Annotated in this window: 11 protein-coding genes; all 11 read left to right on the forward strand. The window is 50.8% G+C overall.

The window, feature by feature from the left end; translation table 11 throughout:
• The first annotated feature begins 292 nt into the window (after positions 1-292).
• The 11 genes from nac to EKN83_RS09355 all read left to right on the forward strand — a co-directional run bounded on the left by nac (position 293) and on the right by EKN83_RS09355 (position 11,451).
• Positions 293-1,210, forward strand: coding sequence for a nitrogen assimilation transcriptional regulator NAC (nac, locus tag EKN83_RS09305; RefSeq protein ID WP_045286298.1), 918 nt, complete (start codon positions 293-295; stop codon positions 1,208-1,210).
• Positions 1,211-1,306: 96 nt separating this feature from the next.
• Entirely contained in the window at positions 1,307-2,257 is a 951-nt protein-coding gene (cbl, locus tag EKN83_RS09310) for an HTH-type transcriptional regulator Cbl (protein ID WP_126800767.1), read from the forward strand.
• Positions 2,258-2,731: 474 nt separating this feature from the next.
• Positions 2,732-3,172: a Rid family hydrolase gene (locus EKN83_RS09315; protein ID WP_126800768.1), complete on the forward strand. Its 441-nt coding sequence runs from the start codon at positions 2,732-2,734 to the stop codon at positions 3,170-3,172.
• Positions 3,165-4,355, forward strand: a complete 1,191-nt coding sequence (locus EKN83_RS09320) for an MFS transporter (protein WP_126800769.1) — start codon at positions 3,165-3,167, stop codon at positions 4,353-4,355. Before EKN83_RS09315 ends, EKN83_RS09320 begins: the two co-directional genes overlap by 8 nt.
• A 48-nt stretch (positions 4,356-4,403) precedes the next feature.
• Complete coding sequence (locus EKN83_RS09325) at positions 4,404-5,654, forward strand: cation:proton antiporter (protein WP_185857664.1); 1,251 nt, start codon at positions 4,404-4,406, stop codon at positions 5,652-5,654.
• A 4-nt stretch (positions 5,655-5,658) separates the two neighbouring features.
• Entirely contained in the window at positions 5,659-5,922 is a 264-nt protein-coding gene (locus EKN83_RS09330; protein WP_014884442.1) for an acyl carrier protein, read from the forward strand.
• A 2-nt stretch (positions 5,923-5,924) separates the two neighbouring features.
• The gene (locus EKN83_RS09335) at positions 5,925-7,370 is read left to right on the forward strand and encodes a class I adenylate-forming enzyme family protein (protein ID WP_126800771.1); all 1,446 of its coding nucleotides are present in this window, start codon (positions 5,925-5,927) and stop codon (positions 7,368-7,370) included.
• A 9-nt stretch (positions 7,371-7,379) separates the two neighbouring features.
• Positions 7,380-8,063: a hypothetical protein gene (locus EKN83_RS09340; protein WP_025760069.1), complete on the forward strand. Its 684-nt coding sequence runs from the start codon at positions 7,380-7,382 to the stop codon at positions 8,061-8,063.
• A 54-nt stretch (positions 8,064-8,117) separates the two neighbouring features.
• Positions 8,118-9,236: a beta-ketoacyl synthase N-terminal-like domain-containing protein gene (locus tag EKN83_RS09345; RefSeq protein ID WP_229235404.1), complete on the forward strand. Its 1,119-nt coding sequence runs from the start codon at positions 8,118-8,120 to the stop codon at positions 9,234-9,236.
• Positions 9,237-9,251: 15 nt separating this feature from the next.
• The gene (locus tag EKN83_RS09350; RefSeq protein ID WP_126800772.1) at positions 9,252-9,740 is read left to right on the forward strand and encodes a hypothetical protein; all 489 of its coding nucleotides are present in this window, start codon (positions 9,252-9,254) and stop codon (positions 9,738-9,740) included.
• 19 nt (positions 9,741-9,759) lie between these two features.
• On the forward strand, positions 9,760-11,451 hold the full coding sequence (locus EKN83_RS09355) for an NAD(P)/FAD-dependent oxidoreductase (RefSeq protein WP_126800773.1): 1,692 nt from the start codon (positions 9,760-9,762) through the stop codon (positions 11,449-11,451).
• Positions 11,452-11,460 lie beyond the last annotated feature (9 nt).

Here is an 11,460-nt window from a genome sequence, read left to right on the forward strand (position 1 = left end):
CCTGCGTCTCCCTTGTCAAAGGGTGGATCAACGCCTTTTGATCGTTTGCTGACAAAATCGGCAAAGTGGCGTTTTTGACAGCGGAATGCACTGCTTTGGTGCGGATATACCCCTAATGGGGCAGATCATAAACTGCTGTTTCAGTAATAAAAGCCCCCTCCATGATTAGGATTCCTTATTTTCAGGTGGTTAGCGAACAATTCAGACCGCCTGGTAAAACTGGCATTCATATTGCAAAACCTGTTCAACAACGACAGCCGGTTCCGGCACAGCATTTCGAACAGGGGGCAAAATGAACTTAAGACGACTGAAATACTTCGTAAAAATCGTCGATATCGGCAGCCTGACTCAAGCGGCGGAAGTGCTGCATATTGCGCAGCCTGCGCTGAGCCAGCAGGTGGCTACTCTGGAAGGCGAGATGGATCAGCAGCTGTTGATCCGCACCAAACGCGGCGTTACGCCAACGGAAGCCGGTAAAATCCTTTATACCCACGCGCGCACTATTCTTCGCCAGTGTGAACAGGCGCAGCTGGCGGTTCATAACGTTGGCCAGACGTTGAGCGGGCATGTTTCTATCGGTCTGGCGCCGGGAACGGCCGCATCATCTATTACCATGCCATTGCTGCAGGCCGTTCGCGCTGAGCTGCCAGAAGTGCTGGTGTACCTGCACGAAAACAGCGGGTCCGTGCTGAATGACAAACTGCTCAGCGGCCAGCTGGATATGGCGGTGCTTTACGATCGCTCCCCGGTCGCCGGGATCACCAGCCAGCCGCTGCTGAAAGAAGATCTTTATCTTGTGGGCACCCGCGACTGCCCGGGTCAGAGCGTTGACCTTACCGCGGTGGCAGAGATGAACCTCTATTTGCCGCGCGATTACAGCGCCGTGCGCGTGCGCGTGGACGAAGCCTTCTCCCTGCGCCGCCTGACGGCAAAAATCATCGGCGAAATCGACTCGATCTCCACGCTGACCGCAGCCATTGCCAGCGGAATGGGGGTCACGGTGCTGCCGGAATCCGCCGCGCGTTCGCTGTGCAGCGCGGCAAACGCCTGGATGGCGCGCATCACCACGCCTTCAATGAGCCTGCCGCTGTCGCTGAACATGTCCGCACGCGGCTCGCTGTCGCCGCAGGCGCAGGCGGTTAAAGAGATTCTAATGTCGCTGGTCAGCAAGCCATCGCTTGAGAACCGCGAACTTCAGCTCGTGAGCTGATATTCCATAAAAGCATAAGATGCTGGTTTTTATTATTTGTTCTGCAGCTCAGCTGACTCTAACAATAGAGCTATGTCAGATGCGCCGGAGTGAATCGTGAATTTCCAGCAACTTAAAATTATCCGTGAGGCGGCCAGGCGGGATTACAACCTGACCGAGGTCGCCAATATGCTTTATACCTCTCAGTCCGGCGTCAGCCGCCATATCCGCGAGCTGGAAGAGGAGCTGGGGATAGAGATCTTTATCCGCCGCGGTAAGCGCCTGCTCGGCATGACAGAGCCTGGCAAGGCATTGCTCACTATCGCGGAGCGGATCCTCAACGAGGCCAGCAACGTGCGTCGTCTGGCCGATCTCTTTACCAATGATGCCTCCGGCGTGCTCACCATCGCCACCACCCATACCCAGGCGCGCTACAGCCTGCCGCCGGTGATTAAAGTCTTTCGCGAACTCTTCCCGGAGGTGCGTCTGGAGCTTATCCAGGGCACGCCGCAGGAGATTGAAGTGCTGCTGCAAAACGGTGGGGCGGATATCGGCATCGCCAGTGAACGCCTGAGCAACGACCCGCTGCTGGTGGCCTTCCCGTGGTTCCGCTGGTATCACAGTCTGTTACTTCCGGTCGATCATCCCCTGAATCAGGTCTCTCCGCTGACGCTGGAGGAGATCGCAAAATGGCCACTGATTACCTACCGCCAGGGCATTACCGGACGTTCACGCATTGATGAAGCCTTCAACCGAAAAGGGTTAACGCCGGATGTGGTGCTCAGCGCGCAGGATTCCGATGTGATTAAAACTTACGTCGAGCTGGGGCTGGGTATTGGTCTGGTGGCGGAACAGTCCGGAGGCGAGCGCGAAGCCGGGAACCTGGTGCGTCTGGATACACGTCATCTGTTTGACGCCAATACCGTATGGCTGGGCCTCAAGCGCGGACAGCTCCAGCGCAACTATGTGTGGCGCTTTATCGAGCTCTGCAATGCCGGGCTGTCCGTTGATGAGATTAAACGCCAGGTCATGGAGCCGGAAGAAGTGGCGATTGATTATCAGATTTAAGCCCTTCATAGCACGACTCTCTCGTAAACAAGAAGCAAAAGCCTGCCCTTAAAAGCAGGCTTTTCTCTATTGAAGCCATTTAAAATTCTCCCCCCTGGATTATTAAAACCTCTCAACAATAACGATTACGCGTGACGTCATAGGTTTGTCTTATATTATAATATTTCTCATATTTTACATTGGGTTACTTATAAGAATAAATGACGAAATACTGTTCTTTTTGCGTTCTGTATTATTTGTGCGTAATAAATATATCCGTTTAAATAAATGGGCATTTTTTTTGATGTTTATTTATTTTAGCTGGTATTGGTTTTGGGATATTTCGTTGGTTATTTATTACTTAATTTGTTTAATTTAATTGTTGATTGGTTAGCTGCGCTTACAGCTTATCCAGGAAATGCTTACTTAATTGTCAGTAAGATTTCAGATCAATTTTTTGTTATTTTTTCTGGACAAATTTGATCGGGTTGTAATATGTTTGTTTCACCCAATGATGAAAGGCATGACATTGTGGAATCAAAAAGACTTATTACTTCCGGCAGCAGCTGGGAGGAGGCTTTCGGTTTCTCGCGAGCGGTAGAAGCTGACGGTTGGCTATATATTTCAAAAACGGGACCTCTTAATTCTGGTGGTGAGATTGAATCTGATGATATCGCACTGCAAACGGAATGTGTTCTTAATAAGATCAAGGGGATACTCGAATCGAATGGTTATGCGATAGACGATGTAATACAAAGCAGGCTGTATCTGACTGAAATTGAACAATGGCAGCAGGTGGCTCGTATTCATGGGAACTATTTCCGTGATTCCAGACCTGCATTTACGTTATTGCATGTATTACCTTTTCCCGAGAAAAAAATGAAAGTGGCAATTGATATTGTGGCAAAAAAAAGACAGGGGGTAATTAATGAGTGATATCGCACAAGACAATGCGGTTTCGCCGTTGTTTATCTGGTTTGCCAGCATTGCGGCCGGTACCGCCATGGCGAATAACTATATTCTCCAGCCCGTATTACCTGCTATCGCGACATCTTTGCAGCTGCCCCTGTTTTATACCGGCTTCATTGCAGCGAGCATGCAAATAGGTTATATGCTGGGAATACTCTTTCTTGTTCCGCTGGGAGATAGCGTTAACCGTAAAAAACTGATCGTTTGTCAGTTTTTCCTCCTCTCGCTTGCGCTGTTCACTGCTTCCCTGACCCGTCAACCGTTGCTCCTTTTTAGCGCGGGAATTGTGACGGGCGCGATGGCGACAAGCGCAGTGCAGCTGAATGCGCTTGGATTTCATATTACGCCAAAAGGCGCCACGGTCGGTCTGATCACGATGGGTATTTCGGCAGGGATCCTGCTGGCAAGGCTAGTGGGCGGCAGTCTGGCCGATGCGCTTGGCTGGCGAGGGATGTTGGCCATCTTCGCCACCGTTATGGCCTCCATGGCGTTGTTGGCCATCAGATGTCTGCCCGATGTTAAGCCCGCAAGGGATACGGGGTATCTGAGCGTCATGGTGAAATTGCCGGGTTTACTGCGTAACGCGCGGCTGATTGAGTCTGCTGTAACCGGAGGCGCATGGTTTTTTGTCTTTAGCCTGTTATGGGTGACCATCATGCTTCATCTGCAAAGGCCGCCTTTGCATCTGCCTGCGGGAACCGCCGGATTATTTGGCCTGGCGGGTATCGTCGGTCTTGTACTGGCGAATTATGCGGGAAAACTGGCTGACCGCTTCGGGTGTCGCAGCGTGATTTTTAGCGGAATGGTACTCGTGGTGGCGGGAATAACCGTCCTGTTTCTCTTTCCTGCGTCCTTACCGGGGCTAACGCTGGGTATTATCTTATTCGATTTAGGGTGTTTTGCCGCGCAGGTGGCTAACCAGACGCGAGTTCTCGGACTACACCCGGATAAAAGAAGCAGCCTCTATGCGCTTTATATGTTCTTTTATTATGCAATGGGAGCAGCAGGGTCCGTTACCGGTCCGTGGGTGTATGAAAGATGGGACTGGCAGGGCATCTGTTTAGTGAGCGTCGTGATGGTGATTATTGCGATGATGACCACCGCAATAGGTCATTTTAACGAAAATAGCGTCGCCCACGTTTCGAACTGAACGTTTTTACTATCAATAAACTCAACGCTAGCTATGGCGGGGATACCCATGTTTATTATTCAGCTTTCCGTGATTGTTTTTGCCTGCTATGTCGTGGGCAAACTTATGGAGCAGATAGGTCAGGCGCAGGTCATTGGCCATATTGCTGCAGGCGTTTTATTGGGACCGACGTTCTTTCCCGGAATAATGTCGCTGTTCTCATTTCAAATCTCTTTATTTAGCCAGGAGTCGCTGACCACCATTGATAAGCTGGCGAATTTGGGCATGATTTTGCTCATGTTTGATATTGGGTTGTCGCATTTTCATGGTAATAACCATGGCCGCCGTAAGCAAACTATCGCTGCGTTAAAAATAGCGGCATTAGGCATGCTGCTCCCTTTTATCGGTGGCGTGTTAGCGGGGAATTCGGTACATGCCGAACTGGCGCCACAAACCGATCGTCTTTTATTTAATATCTTTATGGGAACGGCACTGGCGGTATCCGCTCTGCCGGTGATTGTGAGGATCATTGAAGACTTAAAGATGCTTCACCTGGCTATCATTCCTCCCGTCATCACAGCTGCCATTCTTACCGATGTGACAGGCTGGGGGATTTTGGCTTTGGACAGCGTATTTGCTGCGGTTGAAGGAAAATCCGATTCGCTGTGGTCTTATTTATCGGTCGTGACGGTAACCCTGGTACTGTATTGGCTGGTGACCTGCAAAGTCGTGGTGCCACTTCTCATTCGGTATGCGCACAAACCTGAGATGAGATTTCCGGCGATTATTTTTTGGATTTTGATCAGCGCGTGGGGAGCGGATTATCTTCACCTGCACAGTGGTTTCGGTGCGTTGCTGGCGGGCAGTATGCTCGCGCGGATCCCTGGGTTAGCAAAGCAATGGCACGCGAGTATGAACGGCTTCATGCACTATGTTTTACTGCCCGTGTTGTTTGTCAGTGCCGGTCTGAAAACGCATTTCGACTTCAGTATGGCATCGCAGGATATTGCCTGGATAATCGGGTTCACCTTACTGGCATTTATGACCAAGTTCAGTGGTGCTCTGCTTGGGGCGCGTATTTCAGGCTATTCACTACGTGACGCCTCCATGATTGGCGCGCTCATGAATACGCGTGGTCTGATGGAACTGGTCGTGCTGTCCATTGGGCTCGAATTGCACCTTATTTCGCAACGTGTCTACTCGATTATGGTCATCGTGGCGCTCGTGGTGACGGCAACGACACCGCCAATATTACGTTGGTTAAATAAAGAATCCTCTTCCGCTGTAGTAAATAAAACGCTTGAAAACATTAAAGGGTAAAATTATGAAACTGGATATGCCTGTGATTGTCGATCGTATTAAAGAAATCATCGCTGAACGTATTGGTCTGGACGTCGAGCGCGAAGATATTGCTGACGAAACCGGTCTCGCCTCAATGGTAGGAATGGATTCTATTGGATTTGTCGAATTACGCTTCCAGTGCGAGGAAGAATTTAATATTAAAGTTGAGGATAAAGAGTTTTCACCCGCGAATTTTTATTCATGCCAAACCCTTTCGCGTTTCATTATGAATAAGCTTGGAGCCTGAAAATGCTAACGCGAGCAGAAGAACGTGCCGCTTTCGTTCCCTATGAGCCTGCCGGTTTATTTTCTCCGGTGCTGGCAACGTCTGCGGTGGGGACCAGCGGCGCTGAAGGAGAGAGTTATCAATACTATGTCGATTACTGGCAGCGGCAGAGTTTAGAACCCGGTCAGGTGGTGCTGATAGCGATGCCGAACTGCCCGGACTTGATGTACATGTTCTTTGCCGTCCTCAACAGCGGCTTTGTGCCAGCGCTGATCCCGGCGCTCACGCCAGCAGAACGCATTCTGCAAATGCTTGAGGACTTTGCAGCAGGGGCGCTGGTGCGAACGCCGGTTCAGCAAGGGCGTTGGCAGGAACTGGGGGTGAGCGCAACTGAAAGCTTAGGGCGCTGGCAGGTGGGAAAATGCCGTCATGGCGGCCCCGTACAGACACAGCCGGGGCAGGTCGTGATTGCCACGTCCGGGACGTCATCGTCGTTCAGCAGCGGGTGTGTTCATCATTTTGATTCTCTGCGCCGTAACGCGCTGCGCCACGCCAAAAGTATTGGTATGAGCGCCAGTGACAGGGTATTGATCAGTTTGCCGATGTGCTATTCCACCGCGCTGGTTGCACAGATGATTGCTGCCCTGGAGACCGGCTGTGAAATGGTTATCAGTGGGCCTCCGTTTTCTGTACCCCATTATCTGGATGATTTACAACGATACGGCGTTACCCTCAGCTCGCTTACTCCCGTATTACTACGACAGCTGAACGCCTGGGAAACCACGCTTCCGCCAGGTTTGAAAAAACTGACGATTGGGGGCGATCTGGCTGCGCCAAAAGAGGTGGAAGCCTTCTTACTCCGGCAGCCATGGCTTGAGCTATATCTGACTTATGGCATCAGCGAAGCCGGACCCCGAGTGTCGACGTGCCCGGCTCATCTGCTGGGGAGAGGATATTATGCTTCAGCCGGACGTCCTATTGACCAGACGGAAGTTCGCATCCTGCCAGGTGCAGACGGGCAGGACGGGCAGGGGGAGTTGCTGATTTGTTCTGATACCTTGCTTGTAAAACGTATCGGGCGGGGTAACCGACAAACGTTTATTGAGCTTGATGGCAAACGCTGGCTTCGCACTGGAGATATCTTCTTCCAGGACGCGGATGGGTTCCTTTTTTTCAAAGGCAGAATCAGTGATTTCATTGTCATTAGGGATGAGAAGGTCAATATCGGTGCCGTGAAACAGCTGTGCCGGGAAATTAAAGGGGTAATGACCTGCAAAACCCAAATCGTCAGTGAGGGTGACCAAATAGCGGGGTTCGATATTTTTTTGACCTGCGACGAATCATTGATCAATGAAACCAATTGCCAGCAGCACAGTGCCCTCCTGCTGAAAAAACTCAAACGCCACGAACGGCCGCGAAATATAAACTTTGTTTATTGTGGCGCGGCCTCATTAACACAATATAAATAAGGTGATGTCATGAATGATGAACTTCGGGAACTGGCACGGGCGGTCATTGAAAAATATCACTTGACGAACCTTGAGGATATTTTGCGTGAAGTGCCAAAAACAATGTGTCATGTCCTCCAGGAATCAGATGTGTTTGAAACATGGCCAGCGGACATCGTTCGCCTCAAGTTTCCTGAGGAACACTGGGATTATTATATTTCACGTTATGAGCATTTTCGCGACGAGGTCATACGTAACCTGACGCCTCAGGATTATCTTCGCGAAATGCTGAAACAAACACAGCGTTTACCCTGTTTCTGTTCGGAAATGGCCGATGTCGCGGCGATACTGTATAGCCAGATTATCAATAAACCCGTGTATTCATTACGGAATATTTTTGTGAATTATCTTTATTTACCCCGCCCATGGCATTGTATTAATGCGGTGGTGGAGAATGAGCGGATTCGGTATTTTGATATTTCTGCTTATGCCCAGGTGCTGGACCGTAAAAGAAGGAAAGTGGTTAAGCCTGCCGAACTGGATGGGTTTGATGCGACAGATATCACATTCGATTTCATTGAAGGTCCACGCTGGCTACAAAAAGAGCCTTATCAACGGAAAATAGAATTAACTGCAGGCGAGATCAAAGATAATTTTTATCCTTCTCCGCTTGAGGATAAGCCATTTAACGAATTTTTACGCACCTTCAACTGATATATCGTTAATTCAATTTAACCAGCTTACCGTATTATTTTCGGTAAAGGAAAAATGATGACTACTACAACGTATGTCGCAAATGTTGTCGGCATGGGATGGACAACTGCGTCTGGCGATCGCATCGAGGATGTTTTTCAGACCTTACTGGAAAGCCAGACCGGTATTGCGCCAGCGCCATCGGAGCGAAGCTTGCGTACTGAACTGGCCGCTATGCTGCCGGGCGAGTGGCCAGCAGAAATGCGTGAAAAACTGATCGCGTTGACAAAACGTACTGCCCTCCGGGCGCTTGAAGATGCGGGGGCAGGAGAACCCGTGCCGGAGGAGCGGCGCTTTTTGATTGTGGGTACCAGTCTTGGATTCCGTCTCGACAGCGAGGCATTTTGCCGGGAGCCTCTCGACAGTTGGGTTAACGAGGTGGCGGCGTCGCTGGGGATGGAAGGGATCGCCCTCTCTACCGCCTGCTCATCGGGCTCAGATGCCCTTCTTCTGGGGGCGCATTTAATTGCGACGGGGCAAGCAGACCTGTGCGTATGCGGCGGGGCGGATATTCTTACTGATTCAAAACGTCTGGCCCATAGCGCGCTGGGTACGCTTTCTCTTTCGACCCTGAAATCGTTCGATGCCACACACGAGGGTACCATTCTCGGAGAAGGGGCCGGTTTTCTGGTATTGCAACGGGAAGGCGGGTCTGCGCCACGCGTGCTGGCCAGGCTTGTCGGCGCGGGGGCGTCTAACGATGCGGCGGGACTGACCGCGCCGGATGAGCAAGGCAATGGCATCCGCCTGGCATTGCAGCGTGCCCTGACGCAGGCAGGACTTGAGCCTGGCGACATTGCGCTTATTAATGCGCACGGTTCGGGTACCTTGACCAACGATCGGGTTGAAAGCAATGCCTATAACCAGTTTTTCACGCATCGTCCCTGGGTCTTCGCCACAAAGGGTAATTTTGGCCATACGCTAGGGGCTACAGGGGCGCTGGAAGCCATCGCGCTCATTCACAGCCTCAATACGGGCACGATCCCCCCGGTCTATGAGCTGAAAAAACCAATTGATGGCCTGCGCTTTAATTTACCCGCCACACAGCCTCAGCCCTTAAAGGGAAAAACGGGTTTGAGCATGACGATTGGGTTTGGGGGTTTTAACACCTGCCTGATATTTACCGTAATGTAAAACGGGGGTCAGCTAATGAAAATCGTTTCTTCAAGTACCGCAAGCTCATTAATCTGGTCAGATTTAGATGAGACCTTGCGCCGGGGGTTAAAAACAGCAGACCCGTTGTCATTAAATGTGCTGTTTACTGTCAATAAAATTTATCAACAGCATCAGGCATTGCTGGATAAGCATCATGAGAGTGTCGGGTTTATTCAGTTTGGTACGGCATTCCCTGTAAATACCAGTGAGAAAATTATTAATGACATGACAATAAAATCGCGCGTCTCACCGGTCGATTTTATTAATGCCAATGTGGGGGCGCCCGTTTCCATTTGCTGTACGCGCTTTCGCTTTCAGGGGCCTACTTTGGTACTGACGATGCCGCAGCGCACCGGCAAAGAGATTGCTATGTCTCTGGCGAGGGAATGGTTAACGCAACAAGCGACACATCTTTTTCTGATTCAGGCCGATCACGCGCGTGAAAATGAAATCGAAATAACAACACAGTTAGTCTCTCAGTAATATTATTAAGGGTAAAGCAATGAAACAAAGTCATTATGATGTGGCCATCATCGGGAGTGGTATTGCTGGAACCATGCTCGGCGCTATTCTGGCAAAACAGAAATTGAACGTGGTGATTATTGATGCAGGTACCCATCCTCGCTTTGCAGTGGGGGAATCGATGGTACCGGAAAGTGCTGTGCTTTTGAAAATACTTGCCCGCCGGTACAATATTCCTGAGCTGGCATGGCCGGGGGAAATTCATGCACTGATGGAGAATATTGGCACGTCGAGCGCAGGAATTAAACTGGCATTCAGCTTTGCATGGAACGGTAAGAATAAAGCGCATAATCCGCAGGACGTTGTGTCGACACCGGTACTGTCTCCGGAAGCGCATCTGTTCCGCCAGGATATTGATGCCTATTACCTGGCGCTGGCCGCGCGTCTGGGTGCAGACATTCGCCAGCAAACCCGCATTCAGTCTATTGAAGAAACCGGCGACGGGATGCTGCTGGATCTGGGTAAAGAACAGATCCAGGTCAAATATGTCGTGGATGCTGCAGGCTTTCGCTCACCGGTTGCCGATAAGTTCGGCCTGCGCGAAGGTGCGCGTGAGATGCAGAGCCGTACCCGTTCGTTGTTCACCCATATGACAGGCGTCAAACTGTATGAAGACGTCATCGCCTCAACGGATGTGACCGGTTCGCCGACCCCGCTCTCACAGAGTACGCTGCATCACATGTTTGAAGGCGGCTGGCTCTGGATTATTCCTTTCAACAATCATCCCTATTCGACCAATACCTTATGTAGCGTTGGCCTGCAGTTCGATATCGATAAACATGGTCCTGCAGGAGACCCGGAAGAAGAGTTTACCCGTTTTCTCGATGAGCACCCCTCCGTTGCCCGCCACTTTGAAAGCGCAGCCCGGGTACGTGAATGGACCGTTGCACCTCGCCTGAATTACACCAGCCGCGAAAGCGTAGGCGAGCGTTACTGTCTTTTAGGCCATGCGGTGGGCTTTGTCGATCCGCTGTTCTCGCGCGGGTTAGTCAATACGTTCGAATCGATTCTGCGCGTCGCGCCTAAAATTGTTCATGCCGTCAGACAGGATGACTGGTCAAAAGAGCGTTTCTCCAGCTATCAGGATTACAGCCTGGAAGTGGTAAAAGTTAACGACAGGCTGGTGGCAAATTCATTCACCGCATTTGATAGCTTCCCGCTGTGGAATGCGTGGTTCCGTATCTGGATTAGCGGCAGCTACATTGGCGTTTTGCGCCTGCGCAAAATCCTGAGCGACTACCAGCAGCACGGTGATGACGAGCGCCTCGAGAAGGAATTTGAAAGCGCCACCTGGCCCGGCCACCTTTCCATTGAAAGCCCGTACTATGAGGCTATTTTCGATAAAGCCTGCGAAACAATGGAAGCCTATCGCGCTGGTCATCTTCCTGAAAAAGAGGTGATTGCTACGCTTCATGCGCTTTTTGCTGACAACCGCGAGCATTTCCCGATCGATTTTTCAGATTTCACCAATCGCTACCTCTCCCGGGCAACGGAGGAATTCGCCGATTCCCTGTTCTACTGGGCTCATAACGCGCCTGGCGGCATTGGCCACTTGTTCGATCGCGGGGATAAACCGGTCCGATTCGATTTCCTCGATCCTTACCGCTATGGCGATCGTCAGCAGTTAAACCAGCATGCTGATGCCATGTTGCAACAGATGCGTCATCAATAACCTGACGGG

The organism is Enterobacter sp. WCHEn090032, assembly GCF_003986875.1.
In the GTDB taxonomy this organism is placed as follows: domain Bacteria; phylum Pseudomonadota; class Gammaproteobacteria; order Enterobacterales; family Enterobacteriaceae; genus Enterobacter; species Enterobacter sichuanensis.

Excerpts from the sequence above, each read along its gene's own strand:
- EKN83_RS09355 (WP_126800773.1), top strand. The coding sequence starts at position 9,760 with ATGAAACAAAGTCATTATGATGTGGCCATCATCGGGAGTGGTATTGCT.
- EKN83_RS09350 (WP_126800772.1), top strand. The coding sequence starts at position 9,252 with ATGAAAATCGTTTCTTCAAGTACCGCAAGCTCATTAATCTGGTCAGAT.
- EKN83_RS09315 (WP_126800768.1), top strand. The coding sequence starts at position 2,732 with ATGTTTGTTTCACCCAATGATGAAAGGCATGACATTGTGGAATCAAAA.
- EKN83_RS09325 (WP_185857664.1), top strand. The coding sequence starts at position 4,404 with ATGTTTATTATTCAGCTTTCCGTGATTGTTTTTGCCTGCTATGTCGTG.
- nac (WP_045286298.1), top strand. The coding sequence starts at position 293 with ATGAACTTAAGACGACTGAAATACTTCGTAAAAATCGTCGATATCGGC.
- EKN83_RS09330 (WP_014884442.1), top strand. The coding sequence starts at position 5,659 with ATGAAACTGGATATGCCTGTGATTGTCGATCGTATTAAAGAAATCATC.
- EKN83_RS09320 (WP_126800769.1), top strand. The coding sequence starts at position 3,165 with ATGAGTGATATCGCACAAGACAATGCGGTTTCGCCGTTGTTTATCTGG.
- EKN83_RS09345 (WP_229235404.1), top strand. The coding sequence starts at position 8,118 with ATGATGACTACTACAACGTATGTCGCAAATGTTGTCGGCATGGGATGG.
- EKN83_RS09340 (WP_025760069.1), top strand. The coding sequence starts at position 7,380 with ATGAATGATGAACTTCGGGAACTGGCACGGGCGGTCATTGAAAAATAT.
- EKN83_RS09335 (WP_126800771.1), top strand. The coding sequence starts at position 5,925 with ATGCTAACGCGAGCAGAAGAACGTGCCGCTTTCGTTCCCTATGAGCCT.